Source organism: Pinisolibacter aquiterrae, from assembly GCF_019160155.1.
Taxonomy (GTDB): Bacteria; Pseudomonadota; Alphaproteobacteria; order Rhizobiales; family Ancalomicrobiaceae; genus Pinisolibacter; species Pinisolibacter aquiterrae.
The window spans coordinates 99,304-115,370 of the sequence record NZ_JAFNIH010000032.1; the positions used below are offsets into that span (position 1 = coordinate 99,304).

Annotated in this window: 15 protein-coding genes and 1 pseudogene; 7 read left to right on the forward strand and 9 right to left on the reverse strand. The window is 61.5% G+C overall.

The window, feature by feature from the left end; all coding sequences use genetic code 11:
- Nucleotides 1-106 precede the first annotated feature (106 nt).
- The 3 genes from J3S89_RS13295 to J3S89_RS13305 all read left to right on the forward strand — a co-directional run bounded on the left by J3S89_RS13295 (nt 107) and on the right by J3S89_RS13305 (nt 3,010).
- Nucleotides 107-1,099, forward strand: a complete 993-nt coding sequence (locus tag J3S89_RS13295; RefSeq protein ID WP_217928049.1) for a dihydrodipicolinate synthase family protein — start codon at nt 107-109, stop codon at nt 1,097-1,099.
- 46 nt (nt 1,100-1,145) lie between these two features.
- Nucleotides 1,146-1,742, forward strand: a complete 597-nt coding sequence (locus J3S89_RS13300; RefSeq protein WP_217928050.1) for a 2-hydroxychromene-2-carboxylate isomerase — start codon at nt 1,146-1,148, stop codon at nt 1,740-1,742.
- A gap of 281 nt (nt 1,743-2,023) precedes the next feature.
- Nucleotides 2,024-3,010, forward strand: a complete 987-nt coding sequence (locus tag J3S89_RS13305) for a LysR family transcriptional regulator (protein WP_217928052.1) — start codon at nt 2,024-2,026, stop codon at nt 3,008-3,010.
- On the opposite strand, the gene J3S89_RS23650 is transcribed toward J3S89_RS13305, so the two are convergent.
- From J3S89_RS23650 to J3S89_RS13325, 5 genes are read right to left on the reverse strand one after another with little or no spacing between them, the layout of a single operon-like run.
- Nucleotides 2,952-3,077 (reverse strand): DUF2274 domain-containing protein, encoded by a 126-nt coding sequence (locus J3S89_RS23650; RefSeq protein ID WP_420801321.1) that lies wholly within the window; start codon nt 3,075-3,077, stop codon nt 2,952-2,954. The genes J3S89_RS13305 and J3S89_RS23650 overlap by 59 nt on opposite strands.
- Entirely contained in the window at nt 3,020-3,211 is a 192-nt protein-coding gene (locus J3S89_RS13310) for a hypothetical protein (RefSeq protein WP_217928054.1), read from the reverse strand. Before J3S89_RS13310 ends, J3S89_RS23650 begins: the two co-directional genes overlap by 58 nt.
- A complete protein-coding gene (locus J3S89_RS13315) occupies nt 3,201-3,782 on the reverse strand; it encodes a hypothetical protein (protein ID WP_217928056.1) in 582 nt (193 codons plus the stop codon). Before J3S89_RS13315 ends, J3S89_RS13310 begins: the two co-directional genes overlap by 11 nt.
- The gene (locus tag J3S89_RS13320) at nt 3,782-5,296 is read right to left on the reverse strand and encodes a DNA cytosine methyltransferase (protein WP_217928058.1); all 1,515 of its coding nucleotides are present in this window, start codon (nt 5,294-5,296) and stop codon (nt 3,782-3,784) included. Before J3S89_RS13320 ends, J3S89_RS13315 begins: the two co-directional genes overlap by 1 nt.
- Nucleotides 5,293-5,526 carry a ribbon-helix-helix domain-containing protein gene (locus tag J3S89_RS13325; protein ID WP_338020050.1) on the reverse strand — a complete coding sequence of 78 codons (234 nt, stop codon included), beginning with the start codon at nt 5,524-5,526 and terminating at the stop codon, nt 5,293-5,295. The genes J3S89_RS13320 and J3S89_RS13325 overlap by 4 nt, the downstream gene beginning before the upstream one ends.
- 134 nt (nt 5,527-5,660) lie before the next feature.
- Between J3S89_RS13325 and J3S89_RS13330 the strand changes: the two genes are divergently transcribed.
- The 4 genes from J3S89_RS13330 to J3S89_RS13345 are packed head-to-tail and all read left to right on the forward strand — an operon-like array spanning nt 5,661 to nt 12,996.
- Nucleotides 5,661-7,184, forward strand: coding sequence for an ATP-binding protein (locus J3S89_RS13330; protein ID WP_230489065.1), 1,524 nt, complete (start codon nt 5,661-5,663; stop codon nt 7,182-7,184).
- Nucleotides 7,185-7,190: 6 nt separating this feature from the next.
- Nucleotides 7,191-9,935, forward strand: coding sequence for a Z1 domain-containing protein (locus J3S89_RS13335; protein WP_217928060.1), 2,745 nt, complete (start codon nt 7,191-7,193; stop codon nt 9,933-9,935).
- Complete coding sequence (locus tag J3S89_RS13340; RefSeq protein ID WP_217928062.1) at nt 9,932-10,921, forward strand: PD-(D/E)XK motif protein; 990 nt, start codon at nt 9,932-9,934, stop codon at nt 10,919-10,921. Before J3S89_RS13335 ends, J3S89_RS13340 begins: the two co-directional genes overlap by 4 nt.
- The gene (locus J3S89_RS13345) at nt 10,921-12,996 is read left to right on the forward strand and encodes an AIPR family protein (RefSeq protein ID WP_217928064.1); all 2,076 of its coding nucleotides are present in this window, start codon (nt 10,921-10,923) and stop codon (nt 12,994-12,996) included. The genes J3S89_RS13340 and J3S89_RS13345 overlap by 1 nt, the downstream gene beginning before the upstream one ends.
- Nucleotides 12,997-13,316: 320 nt before the next feature.
- On the opposite strand, the gene tnpC is transcribed toward J3S89_RS13345, so the two are convergent.
- The 4 genes and pseudogenes from tnpC to J3S89_RS13365 form a co-directional block, all read right to left on the reverse strand.
- The gene (gene tnpC / locus J3S89_RS13350) at nt 13,317-14,933 is read right to left on the reverse strand and encodes an IS66 family transposase (RefSeq protein WP_217928065.1); all 1,617 of its coding nucleotides are present in this window, start codon (nt 14,931-14,933) and stop codon (nt 13,317-13,319) included.
- Between the two features lie 61 nt (nt 14,934-14,994).
- Nucleotides 14,995-15,342 (reverse strand): IS66 family insertion sequence element accessory protein TnpB, encoded by a 348-nt coding sequence (tnpB, locus tag J3S89_RS13355; RefSeq protein WP_217928066.1) that lies wholly within the window; start codon nt 15,340-15,342, stop codon nt 14,995-14,997.
- Nucleotides 15,339-15,722, reverse strand: coding sequence for an IS66-like element accessory protein TnpA (tnpA, locus tag J3S89_RS13360; RefSeq protein WP_217928067.1), 384 nt, complete (start codon nt 15,720-15,722; stop codon nt 15,339-15,341). The genes tnpB and tnpA overlap by 4 nt, the downstream gene beginning before the upstream one ends.
- A gap of 164 nt (nt 15,723-15,886) precedes the next feature.
- Nucleotides 15,887-15,967: pseudogene (locus tag J3S89_RS13365) on the reverse strand (DUF2274 domain-containing protein); the annotation flags it as partial.
- Nucleotides 15,968-16,067 lie beyond the last annotated feature (100 nt).

A 16,067-nucleotide genomic window follows, 5' to 3' on the forward strand; every position in this document is an offset into this window, starting at 1 on the left:
TGAAAAACAGGCCGCGCCGGACGAGGTTGCGACGGTTCACCGACACCGAACTCGTCCGAACCGCCGATCGAGCGACGCGCGACCGCAGTCCAAGGAGAACCATCCCATGTCGAAGAAATTGCTCACCGTCGATGAGATCCAGGGTTGTTGGGCGATCATGCCGACGCCTGCGAAACCCAACGCTTCGGCCCCCCACGCCAGCGATACCGTCGATCTCGACGAAACCGCCCGCACGGTCGAACGCCTGATCGCCGCAGGCGTCGACGGGATCCTTTCGCTGGGGACTCTCGGGGAATGCGCCACCCTCACGTGGGACGAGAAGCGCGCCTTCATGGCCACCCTGGCCGAGGTCGCACGCGGTCGCGTGCCCGTCTTCGGCGGAACCAGCAGCCTCAACACCCGCGAAACCATACGCCAGACCCGCGAGGCGCGTGCGCTGGGCATCGACGGCGTCATGCTCGGCCCGCCGATGTGGTGCGCGCCTGATCTGGCCACCGTGGTGCAGTTCTACCGCGACGTGGCCGAGGCCTGCCCCGACACCGCCATCTGTGTCTACGCCAACAACGAGGCCTTCAAATTCGACTTCCCCCGACCCTTCTGGGCCCAGGTTTCGGAAATTCCGCAGGTCGTCACCGCCAAATATCTCGGCATCGGCACGCTTCACGCCGACCTGAACCTCAGCCGGCGACGCATTCGCCTCCTGCCGCTCGATGTCGACTATTACGGCGCCGCCCGCATCGATCCGGAATTCTGCACCGCGTTCTGGACCAGCGGTGCGGTGTGCGGCCCTGCTCCGGCCCTGGCCTTGCGCGGCGAGGTCGCCGAAGCCAAGCGGACCGGAGACTGGACCGCAGCCAAGCGCCTGACCGACCGCATCGCGGCGAGTTATCGCACATTGTTCCCCAACGGGTCGTTCAAGGAGTTCTCGACCTACAACATCGGACTGGAGAAAGCGCGCATGGATGCCGCCGGCTGGATGACCGCCGGACCCTGCCGACCGCCTTACCACCTCGTCCCCGAAGTCCATCTCGCCGGCGCTCGGGAATCTGGACGGCAGTGGGCAACCCTGCATCAGGAGATGAACCGAAGCGACGGCTGATGCCTTCCAACCACGACGTGATCAGACCCAACGTGCGAGCCCCACCATGACCAAGACACTCGATTTCTACTTCGACTTTATGAGCCCTTTCGCCTATCTCGCCTACCAAAGGCTGCCGGCTCTGGTACGCGAGTTCGGCCTCGAACTGCGGTTGAACGTCATCGACCTCCCCGCCGCCAAGAAGGCCGCCGGCAACACCGGACCACGCAACGTCGATATCCCGGCGAAGATTCGCTACCTGAAGGTCGACCTGGAACGGTGGGCGCAACGGTATGCGGTTCCGCTGGTCTTTCCGCCGTCACTCGACTCGGCGCGGCTGAACAAGGGCGTGTTTCATGCGCTCGATCGTGGTGCCGGCCCGGCCTATGTGGACGCCGCCTGGCACGCCGTCTGGGGCACCGGGGCGGACATGAACGACCCGGCTCTGTTCGAACGGATCGCCGAGAGCCTGGGGTGGGACGAAGCCGACCTTCTATCCTTCGTCGACTCCACCGAAGCGGAAGCCCGATACGCTGCCGCCAATCGCGCCGCTCACGAGCGCGGTGTGTTCGGTGTCCCCACCATGATGGTCGACGACCAGATGTGGTGGGGCAACGACCGGCTCGAGTTCATGAGGGAATATCTGACGCAGCGAGAAGGATGAAACCCGATCGGCAGCCCTTCACGCCGAACTCGAGATCGTAGAGCTCTCGACGAAGAGGCGCCGAAGGCATGGGTCGACGATGCAAAGGATGTCTGCCGATCCACCAGGTCGAGCCGCCCATCGCCGTGGTCATGGATCATGTGAGATCGTCATCTGCGGTGTCGTCGACCATCGCTCGGCAAGTCGAGGCCGTCAGCCGAAGAAATGCAGTTCATAACTGTATTCTCATATGCAACGACAACGCATAATCTGGGATCTATAACATAAGAAATAAATCGAAAATGACGGATGGGATTCGGTTTCGCTATCTCATTGTAGCCGCAGAGACCGGTAGCTTCCGCAGCGCCGCCGAGGTTCTGCGCGTCCGGCAGTCGAGTGTCAGTAGAGCGATCCGACACGTTGAAGAGCGAATCGGCGTCTCACTATTTGATCGTTCTTACCGTGGCGTACAGCTGACGGAGGCGGGTAGACGTTTCCTCAGCAGAGCCATCCCGGCGATAGAGCAACTAGAGAACGCCAAGATCACGGCGGCGGCGGCAGGGCGCGCCGAGATTGGTACCGTGCGCATTGGCATTCAAACGTCCCTGACCAAAGGTTTCCTGCGAAACCTCCTCCAAAACTATTCCACAAAGCATCCCGATGTCGGACTTGATATCCATGACGGAACTCGTCACGAACATATCGCTGGAGTCCGATCCCATCGGCTCGACATCGCCTTTTTGGCGGGGATGGACGAGATTCCGGATTGCGTGACGACCCCACTCTGGCGGGAGCGCATCTACGTCGCACTGCCAAAGGAACACAGGTTGGCCATCGCCGAAAATCTGAGCTGGTCAGAGCTTCGATGCGAAAACTTCATCGTCAGCACCTTCTCTCCCGGGGCAGAAGTACATGACCACATCGTGAAACGTGCGAGTACATTCGGGACTCTCCCGCGGATCGAATACAAGGCGGTCCTTCAGGACACATTGTTGAATCTCGTCGGCCTGGGATACGGGATCACTTTGATTTCATCGGCATCGACATCCATTGAGCTTCCAGACGTAGTGCTACGTCCATTGCCCGACGAGACAGATATCGTCCCCTTCAGCGCCGTCTGGTCCCCGCAGAACGACAACCCAGCATTTCGGCGCTTTCTGAGCGTCGCCCATATTCTGGCCGGTCGTATTCGACGAGGATCTTCCGATTGGGCAGCCCGCTCGCTCGATCTCACGTCGGTAGACCCTTCTCCCTCCGAAGACGACAAAATCCCCGATCCGTCGCCATGAACCGCTCGATCATCGGCGCGACGAACTTCGCCAGCCAAGCGCAGCCTGCCCGATCTTGCTTGGCAATTCCCCGCGATGAAGCAGGTATCGGAACCCGCAGCTGTTCACCAGCCGGCGCACTGTCCATCCTGGCGAAATATTTCTCGCGCGGATGCGGCTCATATTGAGCCGGCGCCGTTCCGGGTTCAGCCTATCGGCCATCGTTTCCGGCCGCCTGCTCCCGGGTTACGGCATCGTCCTCAGCCAGGGGCGGACTAACTGCCAGATCGGCCGGCACGGCAGGAAAGGCAGCCGAGAGGGCGTAGAAGGCATCCGACCCCGCTGACACCATGGCGACACTGTCCCGGAATTCGGCGGCTAGGCTGGCGACGATCCCCGCATGGAGCAGCCGCTCACGCTGTCGGCCAATGAAGGTCATCAAGATCGGCTGATCGCCATCATTGTCGGGAACTGAACGCAGCAGCACGAAATCCTTGCTATCGAGAAAAGCGCAAGCATTTGCCGTGATCTTGTGGCCGCCGAGCCGCCAGTTCTTGCCGACTTTACCGATACTTCTGAGTTCGCGATTGCCATAGCCTCCGTAAACGCAGATCAAATCCATGTCCGCGCCACCGCTTTCGAACAACCGCACGCTCAAAAGCTTGCGCGCAACCGGCGTGGTCAGCGCAATCGCGCGCTGCTTACTGGTCGCGCTCAAGCGGTGCGCCGAGAAGATACCCAGGTCTGACTCGGCAAGTGATCTGACTACGATGATCTCGTCGCGTCGGCTCATCAGTGACCTGCGCCCGCCGCCCGCGGCAGGTCCTCCGAGATGGCTTCTCTGACAAGCTGCTTACGCAGTGTCTGAGCGACTGCGCGCGCAAGCAGCGGCGGGACTGCGTTGCCGATCTGACGGAACGCCGGGTTCATGGTTCCTGCAAAGCGGAAGCCGTCAGGGAAGGATTGCAGGCGAGCAGCCTCACGTACCGAGATCGGCCGTGCTTGCCGACTGTCATAATGAATATGACTATAACCGTCCTTACCGAGATGCGCGAGGAGCGTACGGGCGGGCGTCACCGCCTCCATCTTGCGCCACTTGTTCGGAAACTTCCCGGCATCGTAGGGCGGCACGAAAGCCGCCTTGAGAGCACCCCATTCAGAACTGCCGTCTTTCGGTCGCTTGCCCCGCGCCTGGAGCCGCTCAAGCTCAGTCTCAAATAAGCTGAGAGCGTAACGGTGCGCTTCAGGATATTGATCGCCCGGCTTCAGACCAGCGAAGATTCGATAGTCTCGCGGGAGGTATCGGATCACATGGTCACGCACATGCGAGCCACCTTCGAACCCAGACCAAGTGCGCATCTCTTTCACATAGCTGTTCTGTTGGCTGTGCCCACCATATGGGAGCATAGAATCGAGCCGCCGCGTGCCACGCCTGAGCGCTCCTTCCGCAAGCAGTTCGCGCGCCATGATTTCCGGAAGATCACCGATAGCCTGTTGCGTGGAGACCGCAGGAGGCAGTGTTTCATCAGCCTCCGGCGCGGCTTTATATGCGCTGCCCCCGATCGCTGCGGCGAGCAAATCCTTCCCTGTCGTCAGTTTGAGAGCGACAGCACGCGAACCCTGATAGCCGGACGGAAGTTCGATCCAATGCGTCGGTGCGGGAAACTCCACATCGTCCCCAAGTTCTTTGCGGATTGCAATGAGGATCATCCGCTCGCGCATCTGCGGCACGCCGTAGAAGGCTGCATTGAGCAACGTATAGCGGACTACATAATCCTTCCCGGCGAGGATCTCCCCAATCTCTGCCGCGAGATTGTGGCCTCCATGATTTAGCATGTCCGGCACGTTCTCGATGACCACCGCGAGTGGAGCGCAAGCCTCTACATAGGCAAGATACTCGATGTAGAGCCGCGCGCGGGGATCATGGCGAAATGCCTCGGGGTGTTCCGCTATCTCGCGCAGCTTAGAGCGCCCGACACGCGCAAACGCTTGGCAAGGCGGACCGCCCACGATGACATCAAAGGCGCTTACCGCCGGTCCGAGGCTGAGCGCTGTGGCAAGGTCCGCAGGAGAGGTCGCTGTGATGTCCCGGCCTATACTGTGGCGGTCCTCGCCATGATGGAAGTTAAGGCCGTGTGAGCGGGCCGCATCCGGATCATTCTCGACCGCCGCGGCGATCTCATAACCCGCGGCCTGAAAACCAAGCGAAATCCCGCCACAGCCAGAAAAAAGGTCCAGTACGCGAGGACGAGCCCCGGCTTGCAGGCGCTGCATTTTCTGACGGATGACTCTGGGGTCAGCACTCATGACCGGTCGCTCCCAAAAGGTAGCTTGGTCTGGCCGACTTTCGTCGCAAGATAGTGCAGAACAGCCTGCCGAATCACCCAGGCAGAGGACACATCATTGGCAGCCGCCAGCGCTTGCACTTGGCGATGCACGCCTTCGGGCAGCAATACGGTTGTGCGGATAGTCCTACCTGTTGCCAAGATTGCGGTACTCCTCAATTCCATGCTACACCAGATCACACCACTATGCATCACGTTTTATCGGCGCGTTGCCGGACGCGATTGCGTAGAATTCGGGAGATTCCAACGTATCTTGCGAAAATTGCGGCTCCGCGTTCGTCAGGTCTATTCTCGGTATTTCTAAATCCGGATGTACTCGGGCGAACATGAATTCCAACGCCGTCGGAGACTTGTCATTGCGTCATGTCGAGATAAAGCCCTCACCACAGGCGCTGCTGAGATCCTTACGTGGTCTTGGCTATTCGCCTGAAACCGCGCTCGCTGATCTGATCGATAATTCTCTGGCCGCCGGCGCGCGGGAGGTTCGCATTCGCCTTGAATGGCGCGATGGCAACCCACTCGTTGAAATTCTCGACGACGGCGCCGGCATGAGCTTTGATCAACTCGTCGAGGCAATGCGCTTTGGTGGTGCTGGACCCGACGTCGAACGGAAAGGTGACGATCTCGGCCGGTTCGGACTAGGTTTGAAGACCGCCTCACTCTCGCAGTGCCGCGAACTGACCGTGGCGTCGCGCCGAGAGAGTGTGGTCGCGAGGCTTGCCTGGGATGTCGATCGCGTCGGCCAAGGTTGGCACGCCGACGCGCCCGACGGGTCGCCCCCAGGTGAGCTGGCGGCCGAATTCCAGTCGTCCGGCAATGGCACGCTGGTAAGCTGGAGCAAAATGGATCGGCTCGGCGGCCTATGGGGTCTCGACCGCGATGCCTTTAATGAGCGGATCTCCGAAATACGCGCGCATCTAGCGATGACGTTTCACCGCTTTCTGAGCGGTGAGGCACGGCGGCTTGCCATCAGCGTTAACGACAGGACACTTGCCGCCTGGGATCCGTTTTGCCGAAGGCATGATGCAACCATGGCATTACCGCGTGACATCATTCGCGGTCCTGACAGCGCAATCACGGCAAGGCCGTATATTCTCCCCCATCGTGACCGGTTCGCGAGCGAACGCGAATGGGAAGACGCTGGCGGCCCGGGCGGTTGGGTTGAACGGCAAGGATTCTATGTCTACCGGGGCGACCGCATCGTCTCAGCCGGCGGGTGGCTTGGCCTCGGTGGTGCGCGAGCCTGGACGCGCGAGGAGTCGAGCCGGCTCGCGCGCATCGCTCTCGATCTACCCGTTTCGATGGACGAAGCTTGGCGTATCGATATCCGCAAGTCTGTTGCTCGACCGCCAGCCTGGGCTCGGGGACGCTTAGCAGGCCTTGGCGCCGACTGCCGGCGGCGCGCTCGCGAGGTTTTCGCTTGGCGCGGTAGCCGGTCGGGTGGCCGGGGCCGCCGAAGTGACACTGACGGGGAGACATCATGGCCCTGGGAGACTCGGAGCGGCAAGGCCGTGCCGCGCTACCGGGTGCGGCGGGACCACCCTGCCGTTGCTGCTGTGGTAGAAGCGCTTGGCACCGAATCGATGTTGCTTGAAGGACTGCTCTCCGCCCTGGAGCTTACCGTTCCCGTCGAGCGCATCTGGCTAGATGTCGCCGAGCAGGGCGGCGGAGAGTTCGCGCAACCGATAGCCACTGAGATTGCGGAACTTGCCGCGTCGCTTGCGTCGCTAGTGCGCAGCATGAGCAACAGGGACGATGCTGGAGTTCGCCTTGACTCGTTGCTGCGTTCGCTTGGCGTCATACAGCCCGCGCTGCGCGAAGCGGTCATCCGAAAAGTGGGGGAGATCTGAGAGTCGATGAATCCGGTCACACAGCTTGCTAACACTGCCCGGGTCGCGCTCGGACCACGTGCTACCGACCGTACGCTGGGTGCGGATGAGATCATGGCAGTGGTGCGCGCCTCAGTCCCGCTTGTGGGGCTTACCAGCGGACACAGTTTCACCGGGGACGAGATTGAAGCGGCGACGCGGGACCTTGAGTCCCTGTTTGTGGTCGCACAGGGACCCTCGATCCAGCTGCTAGGTGAAACGCAGCCTCCTCCCTGGTATCTTGGTGAGCGTCGTAGACTGGGTGCTTTTTTCTTGCGCTATCTGCAGAAGCTGAGCGAGAGCGGATGGGCGCCGCGAGCGCTCGAGGTGCTTGAGGAAAGCACCGCTGATGTGCTCGAACTGATCGATGATCCGGAACGAGACGGCCCCTGGGATTGGCGCGGCTTGGTAGTCGGCAATGTTCAGTCGGGCAAGACGGCACACTATGCCGGCGTCATCAACCGTGCCGCTGACGCCGGCTACCGCGTGATCATCGTTTTGGCGGGCATGCACAATATCCTGCGTCGCCAGACACAACTGCGTCTCGACCAGGATTTCCTCGGCTTTGACACTGCCGGGGTAGCTTCCGGTGGAGGACGTCGGCCGATCGGCGTCGGTTTGCTGCCGGGACCGGTGCAGTTGGTCGACAGTCTCACTACGTCCCAGTTAAACGGTGACTTTAACAGAGTGGTCGCGCAGAATTCCAACTTTGCGCCCGCCAACCGACCGTTCGTGTTCGTCGTGAAAAAGAACGGCGCGGTCCTAAAGCATCTCAATCGCTGGATCGCACGGTTGCCGGACGCGTCCCGCAACGCGCCACTGCTGGTTATCGACGACGAAGCAGATCAGGCCTCCCCCGATACCGGCGATCAAGGTTTTCTCCCAGATGGCAGCTTCGACGAGGATTACGATCCTAAACGTATAAACGGTGAAATCCGCAGGTTGCTCGGCGCATTCAGGCGGAGCGCATATATCGGCTATACCGCTACGCCTTTCGCCAACATCATGATCCATGACGAACGTGCGGCAGAAGATTACGGCGCCGACCTGTTCCCCTCGACATTTATCGTTTCGCTCTCAGCACCTGACGATTATTTTGGCCCACTCGCGGTGTTTGGTCGAGACGATGACGTTGATGCAGAAGGACTGCCAATCACCCGCCATCTCGATCAGACCGCGGAGAATTGGATTCCAGACCCGCACGATAAGACGTTGCGGCCGATATACCGGAGCGAGACGCGTGTCCCCCCGAGCCTAGCGGAGGCGATCCGCAGCTTTGTCATCTGCAGCGCGGCACGCGCCGCGCGCGGCCAATCCGATGCACATAAGACGATGCTGGTGCATGTTTCACGCTTTCAGGATGTCCATGACCTAGTCCATGCCCAGGTAGAAGCGGAGCTTCGTTCGATCCGCAATGCGATTGCTGCGGCCGATCCGATCGAAATGGCGAAGCTCGAACGACTGTGGCGCGAGGACTTCAAACCGACCACAGAGGCGATGGCATCGTCTGTATTCGGACGTTCTGTCCTGCGGATCGGCTGGGATGAGGTCGCGGCACGGCTTGGAGATGAAGCTGACCGCATTCAGGTCGCGGTATCCAACGGCCGCAGCCGCACGGGCATCGACTATGACGCTGCCGACGCTGCCGGGCAGAGCCTCTCGGTCATCGTCATCGGTGGCGACAAGCTGTCACGAGGGCTGACACTCGAAGGCCTCTCGACCAGCTATTTCCTACGTGTCTCCCGGCAGTATGATAGCCTGCTGCAGATGGGGCGCTGGTTTGGTTACCGCCGAGGTTATGCCGACCTCTGCCGGCTGTACACCACCACCGATATGGAGACTTGGTTCCGGCATTTGGCAACAGTCAACGAGGACCTGCGCGCGCAACTGGCACATATGCGCGTCACTGCCGGTACGCCCAGGCTCTACGGTCTCAGCATCGCTGACCACAGCATCATGAACGTGACGGCCGCTAACAAACGACGGCATGCGGTGCTCCGCCCGGTCACCTATGCCGGAGAAGGCAAGATCCAGACGGTGCAATACCGGGACACCGATTCTGCCATCGCAAACGCAGCGGCTGTTGACGGCCTGCTTGAGGAACTGGGGGAGCCGGAGATCGATCCGGCCCGGCCGGGAGGCCGGCCCCGGGCCGCTGGATTCATCTGGCGAAATATTCGTGGCAACCGAGTCGCCGCGCTGCTTGAGGCCTTGGCGTTTCCACCGGAGAGTAGCGACGTCGATGGGAAGCGCATGGCGGGCTACATCACCACGCAGCTCGAGCGGGGCGAGCTGAGCGACTGGACAGTGTTCGTACCTGCTGGTGTCGGAGCCACTGTTCAGGTGGCCGGGCGTGACCTAAACAGCGTTCGCCGATCGCCGATTGCCCGTTCGACCGAAGCACGCTTTATTACCAAGTCCATCCTCAGCCCACTCGACGAGGCCATCGACCTGAGTGACGATCAATATCGCCGCGCGCAGGAAAAAACCGATCAGATTCTTGCGGACGAAGGCGAGCCGCCGGCCGACCGTCCCGCCGGACCGTGGATCCGAAACGTGCGCGGCGAAGATCCGCGTCGTGGTCTGCTCATCCTCTATCCGATCGATCCAGCGGGTGCCAGCCTCGAACCTGGGATCCCGCTTTGGGGCGTAGTGGTAAGCTTCCCGACCTCGCCGACAGCTTCGTCCGAGTGGCGTCTGGAAAACACCGTCCAGCAGCGGGCGGCGCCATGAGCACAACGCCTGATGCTGCGGCATTGCTGAAGGAGTGGAATGAACTGGCCGCTGTAACCTCGGGAGACCGGATGTATCGCACCAGACGGCTTTCCCGCCCGGCGCAACTCGATCTCCGCGCGGCCCTGCGAGAAGCCGACGGCGCGCCTTGTCTTGTTGCATTGCCGGGTGACGATGGCGTTTCCATTTCTTCTTTCGAGACCGCTGGCCTGCGTCTGTCGCGAGTTGCAGATCCCCGAGGCCTCCTTCTTGTCCTCTCGCTCGAAGAACCCTCCCGGCGTGATCTTTTCGCTGAAATTTGCAGCGACTGCATCCGCTCCGTCCTACGCTCCGAAGATGAAGGCGAAGTCGAATTGGTCACAGTCCTCGCCGCACGTCTCGCCGCGTGGCGAGCGTTCTTACGCGATCAGACCGGTGCCCTTTCGAGAAACGAGATAATTGGCCTGATCGGAGAACTCCTCGTCCTCGATCGGCTGTTGGATGAAAACGCGGAGGCGGTTGCCGCTTGGAAAGCTCCAGATGATGGTTTGCATGACTTCGAGGTCTCCGGCCACGGTCTTGAGGTCAAGACTGCGCTGGGGGCAGCGCGCCAACTCCATATTTCGACGCTAGATCAACTTGACGACGCAGGTCTTACCTCCCTGCACGTTATGCACGTCCGTCTTGTGGAATCGGCTATTGGCAAGACGCTCGGCCAGATCACCACAAGGATCGAACAGCGGCTGACCGGCGAGCGGGCGCGTAGTGGCTTTCGCAATGCGCTATTGCGCCGCGGTCTTGCGCCAAGCGACGATACGAATGCCGGGCCGCGGGTCACCTGCGCCGGCGTTGATGGTTACGCGGTCATCGATGGCTTTCCGCGGCTTCGAAGGAGCGATGTAGCGCTCGGAATTGCCGAGGCGACCTATCAGGTTGAGGCGCGCGCGCTCGTCGCCTTTACCGTCGATGCTGCAACGGTATTGGACACGTTCGGGGGGCGCGCGTAATGAGTGAGATTGCGACGTCAGAATTCGCACGCGCGCTGGCGGACGAGGTCGATGAGGCGCGTGATGATCCGACAATAGACATCCCGTCGACTGAAGCGCTCTTCACGCGCATCGTCATTAACGAGCTTGAGGAAATTGGTCACATCGAGGCGGCCTTTGACCTCCCTCAGGAAGGGAAAGTTGGACGATCACCGTTCCGAATCAGCGGTTATGCTATCGATGAGGACGCTGGCCAATTGACGCTCTTTGCAACGCATTATTCGGGCGACCTCCCGCCACATCGGATTCCCACCTCAGACCTGTTGAAGACTGCCGAAAGGGCCGGCACCTATGTGGCCGCGTGCATCGGCGGCCTAGCGGACCGCATTGAGCCGTCCAACACAGAAGCCGGGGATCTCGCTCGCCGCGTAGCGGCGCTTGGCGAGCGCATCGAGCGCTTCCGGATACTCGTGCTGACAGACTGCATTGCCAGCGGCACACTGCCCGCGACGGTCGAGAGTCACGGAAAGTCCGTTGAAATCGAGCTTTACGACATAGTTCGGCTACATAGGGTTCTTGGAGAAGGTCAGACCCGTGCTGATATCGACGTTGACGTTGTCGCTCTGGCCGGTAATCGTATCGCCTGTCTGCCGGTTGCTTCGGGCGCAGGGCATTACGAGGCTTTCCTTGCAGCTTTTCCGGGGGAAGCGCTGTCGCGAATCTATGATCGGTACGGCACGCATCTCCTCGAGCTGAACGTGCGCGCATTCCTGGGGCTTTCTGGTCGCAAGTCGGTGAACGCCGAGCTGCGCCGCACGCTGGTCGAACAGCCGGAATTGTTTCTCGCTTTCAATAATGGCGTAGTTGCAACTGCTGACGAGGTCCGGCTTGAGCGCGAGGGTGGTGCATTGTACCTGACCGGCCTGCGTGGCCTGCAGATCGTCAATGGCGGACAGACGATAGCGTCACTTCACCGGGCCCGGCGCAAGGAAGGCGTCTCTCTTGGCGCGGTGGAGGTACCGGTCAAGATTATCCGAGTGACTGAGGGGGATCTGGAGCAAATGGTCTCCTCCATCTCCCGGGCCGCAAACCGACAGAATACCGTGCAGCAGGCCGACTTCTCGGCCAACGACCCGTTCCACCGCGAAGTGGAGACGCTGGCGAACAATGAGTGGCTCGAAACCGGACGCGGTCGCTGGTTCTATGAGCGCTCGCGCGGATCATGGCTCGCTGCCGAGCAAAAAGCTTCTTACCGAACAACCGAGCAGCGGACCTTCCGGGAGCAGACGCCAAAGGCTCGACGCTTCGGCAAGCTCGACCTCGCGCGTTATCTGTCAGCATGGGATGGCTCACCTTGGCGCGTCGCTTTTGGCGGTCAGAAGAACTTTCAAGCTTTCATGCAACGCCGCAAGGAACAAATAGCTCCGCCTCCGGACGCCGCTTGGTTCCGGAGGCTGATTGCGCTCACTATCCTATATCGTACGACCGAGCGATTGGTACGAACGATGAAGTTTCCAGCGTATGGCGCCAATATCGTAGCGTACGTAATCGCCGCGCTTGGCGAACGTACGGGTGGTCGCATCGATTTCAACCTGATATGGCGTCAACAACGGCTGTCGATAGAAATGGAGGCGCTCATCTCCATCTGGGCACCGCTGATCGATCAGGCGCTACGAGCCAGTGTTGGTAGCCGCAATCCTACCGAGTGGTTCAAGAAAGAGGACTGCTGGACTGACGTCCGCAAACACCTTCCGACGCTGTCGGATCCACTCCCGGTGGAGCTTAACGGTACCTCAGTAAACATGGCCGGCGCTGTGACGGAATGGCGTGGACCAGCTTTGGAGGTCGCTGACTATGATCGGATCGAAGAATGTATGCGTATTCCGCCAGCGGTCTGGGTGGCGACAGCCGAGGCCGGGCAACGCAGCGGAGTGCTTCATTTCAAGCTCGCCAGCATCTGCATGACGCTCGCCAACTATGCGGCAGGCGGTTGGAGCCGCCGTCCTTCGACAAAACAAGCAAAGCACGGACTTGAGAGTGTGGCCAAGGTGCGTGCCGCAGGCTTGTTCGACGAGATACAACGCGAAGCTGGGTAAGACAGCCGGCACCAAAGCCTAACCCGATGATCAACGGACATCAGGACTGGCTCAACGGGCAGGGTCGCGGCCGCCCTCAAGCGACAGACAGGATGAAGACGGCATCCCGCCATCGGAAGAAGCGGTGCACATCGTCAGCGAAGAGTGGTTTGGCTGCACTTGCCTGCGGGCTCAGAGTCCGTGCGATGCGTCGATGCGCCAATTCCGCGACAATCAGGCCGGCCCCGATGAATGCCGCGCTGAATAATCCAAGAGCGTGGCGACCAAACCAAGTGATGGCCGTTCCACCGTAACCGGCCGCCCAGCACCGTCGTCGACGTTCAGGCGGCCTTTGTTTCGGCCTGAGTGAGGGGCGACCAGTTCCACGGCAGGAGTACGTCGAGCCGGTTGATCTTGTGGTCTTTGATGCGGCCGAGGAGGTCGGTGAGGTAGGCCTCCGGTTCGACGCCGTTGAGTTTGGCGGTCTCGATGATCGTCATGATGTCGGCGAGGTTCTCACCGCCTGCGTCCGAGCCCGCGAAGAGGTAGTTCTTCCGTCCGATGCTGATCGGCCTGATGGCGCGCTCGGCGGGATTGTTGTCGATCGCCACGTGCCCGTCGTCGAGGAAGAGCGTGAACGCGTGCCATCGCCGCAGGGCATAGCGGATCGCCTTGGCGAGGTCGCCTTTGCCGGGAATCTGCGCCAGATGGGCGTCGCACCAAGCCCGGAAGTCTTCGACCACCGGCATGGACCGTGACTGACGAATGTCCCGACGGTTTTCCGCCGTGGTGCCGGTGATCTCCCGCTCGACGTCGTAGAGGCGGCCGATCAGATCGAGCGCCGCCTTGGCCAACGGCGATCCGGTCGCCTTCCAGACGTCGTGGAAGTCGCGCCGCAGATGCGCCCAGCATGCGGCTTCGCGAATGCGCGGGGCTCCGTCGGGACCCGGTTCGTAGAGCTTCTGGAAGCCACCATAGGCGTCGGCCTGTAGGATGCCTCGGAAGTCGCGCAGATAGCCCTGCGGATGCTCGCCCTTGCGGTCGGGCGAGAACCAGTAGGCCGCCGCCGGTGGGCTCTCCCCCGCCCAGGGACGGTCGTCGCGGACGTAGACCCAGATGCGTCCCTCCTTCACGGCACGAAGGCCAGGGTCGATCTTGCGGCGCCCGGGATCGAGGACTTGGATCGGCGTGTCGTCGCCGTGCAGCCGATCCCCCGTCATGATGTCGGTCTTGATCAGATCGGCGACCGGCCTCACCGTCTCGATGGCTGCGCCACACCAGTCGATCATCGTCGAACGCGGAATGTCGATGCCGAGCCGGGCGAAGATCTCCGCCTGGCGATAGAGCGGCAGGTGATCGTCGAACTTGGAGACCAGGATGTGGGCGAGGAGCCCCGCGCCGGCGATGCCGCGATCGATGGGGCGGGTCGGTGCCGCCGGCTGAACGATGGTCCCGCAGACCCGGCAGGATTTCTTCTGCCGCGCCAGTTCCAGAACCCTCAGCTTCGCCTTCACGTATTCGACGATCTCCGCGACGTCCTCACCGATCAGGCGCAGTTCGCCACCACACTTCGGGCAGCGTTCACCGGGATCGAAGACGACCCGCTCACGCTCCGCGTTCGGTGAGATCCGAGGCGCCCCACGGCGCCGCTGTTCCGTCGTCTGCCCGGAAGGGGGCGCGGCCGGCTCGTCGTCCTTCGGGAGCCGGCCGGCGGCGGCCATCGCCACTTCGAGGTCTTCGAGAGCGAGCTGGAGCTGATCGATTTCGTGATGGATCTTCTCCGAACTGCGTCCGAACTTCTGCTTCTCAAGCCATGCGATGCGGGTCTTGAGCGCATCGACCAGAGCTTCCCAAGTGCCGACCTGAACCGTCAGACGCGCGTTCTCTTCTCGCTGAGCGAGGATGATCGCCTTGAGTGCGGCGGGGTCATCGGGAAGATCTTCAGGCGTCTTCGTCATGTTCGAAGACTAGCGGAATCTCGCCGAATCCGCCACGCATATCATTGGAAAGACACGATAATCAGACGATGCGGGACGGCGGTGCGCTCCACGCCGGCCGCCGCCAGTCGATCCCCTCCCACAACATCGACAGCTGCGCCGACGTCAGTCCGATCGACCCATCCGCCGTCGACGGCCACGGGAAACGGCCGTTCTCGAGCACCTTGTAGTACAGGCAGAACCCTTGCCCATCCCAGTGAAGGAGTTTGATCCGGTCGCCTCTTCGTCCCCGAAACGCGAACACCGCGCCGGAGCCGGGAGCTTGTTTCAAGGTCTGTTGGGCCGCTGCCGCCAAGCCGCCGATCCCTTTGCGCATGTCGGTCACCCCGCAGGCGAGGTAGACGCGAACGCCGGTCCCCGGTCCGATCATGCCGCTTCCACGATCCGAATGAGGCGCGCGAGATTGCCGTCGTCGACGTCGTCTCCGAGCCGGATGATCCGGCCGTTGCGCAGCGCGACCTCGAGCCGGCCTGCCGCCTTCGCCACAGGCCCCGAGCACGGATCGATTCGTTCGTGCGGACCGTCGGGGGCGACTTCGATCGCCAGGAACCGCGGCGCTTCGACTGGCAAGAGGCCTTTCCTCACCGCCTCGCGCCGCCACTGATAGATGTGCTGTCGCGTGATGTCGTGCCGCCGGGCAACTTCCGCGACGACCGCATCGTCGCCCGAGACTTCGGACAGAACCCGCAGCTTCTCGTCCATCGACCATCGCCGCCGTCGCTCCGGGCCGATCAGGATCTCCTGGCGCACCGCTCACCTCCTTGATGACGTCAATAACGACGTCGTCAACGACGTAAACTATCCCGCGCCCATCAGGCCGGTAAGGCGGCCAAGATCGGCCGGTTACGTTCCACCGAGCATGCCGGATGCCGACACTGCAAGATAAATCGCAATCTGGTTCAGCCCCAGCAGCAGCGGTGCAAGGCGGCCGGCAGCTCGACCGTGAGCTTGACCGGTCGGTCGTCGACAAGTGCTCCGAGCTTCAACTTGGTCATGGCGTCTGCCCTCCGTAAGGCGCCAACACGAGATCACGATTGACGATGACCCGGACCGGGAACCCCGGCCGGATCGTCAGGGTCGGCTGGATGTTGAGTT

What these genes read in the sequence shown, in the direction of transcription:
- J3S89_RS13295 (WP_217928049.1), top strand. Translation starts at nt 107, where the DNA reads ATGTCGAAGAAATTGCTCACCGTCGATGAGATCCAGGGTTGTTGGGCG.
- J3S89_RS13300 (WP_217928050.1), top strand. Translation starts at nt 1,146, where the DNA reads ATGACCAAGACACTCGATTTCTACTTCGACTTTATGAGCCCTTTCGCC.
- J3S89_RS13305 (WP_217928052.1), top strand. Translation starts at nt 2,024, where the DNA reads ATGACGGATGGGATTCGGTTTCGCTATCTCATTGTAGCCGCAGAGACC.
- J3S89_RS13310 (WP_217928054.1), bottom strand. Translation starts at nt 3,211, where the DNA reads ATGGCCGATAGGCTGAACCCGGAACGGCGCCGGCTCAATATGAGCCGC.
- J3S89_RS13315 (WP_217928056.1), bottom strand. Translation starts at nt 3,782, where the DNA reads ATGAGCCGACGCGACGAGATCATCGTAGTCAGATCACTTGCCGAGTCA.
- J3S89_RS13320 (WP_217928058.1), bottom strand. Translation starts at nt 5,296, where the DNA reads ATGAGTGCTGACCCCAGAGTCATCCGTCAGAAAATGCAGCGCCTGCAA.
- J3S89_RS13325 (WP_338020050.1), bottom strand. Translation starts at nt 5,526, where the DNA reads ATGCATAGTGGTGTGATCTGGTGTAGCATGGAATTGAGGAGTACCGCA.
- J3S89_RS13330 (WP_230489065.1), top strand. Translation starts at nt 5,661, where the DNA reads ATGAATTCCAACGCCGTCGGAGACTTGTCATTGCGTCATGTCGAGATA.
- J3S89_RS13335 (WP_217928060.1), top strand. Translation starts at nt 7,191, where the DNA reads ATGAATCCGGTCACACAGCTTGCTAACACTGCCCGGGTCGCGCTCGGA.
- J3S89_RS13340 (WP_217928062.1), top strand. Translation starts at nt 9,932, where the DNA reads ATGAGCACAACGCCTGATGCTGCGGCATTGCTGAAGGAGTGGAATGAA.
- J3S89_RS13345 (WP_217928064.1), top strand. Translation starts at nt 10,921, where the DNA reads ATGAGTGAGATTGCGACGTCAGAATTCGCACGCGCGCTGGCGGACGAG.
- tnpC (WP_217928065.1), bottom strand. Translation starts at nt 14,933, where the DNA reads ATGACGAAGACGCCTGAAGATCTTCCCGATGACCCCGCCGCACTCAAG.
- tnpB (WP_217928066.1), bottom strand. Translation starts at nt 15,342, where the DNA reads ATGATCGGACCGGGGACCGGCGTTCGCGTCTACCTCGCCTGCGGGGTG.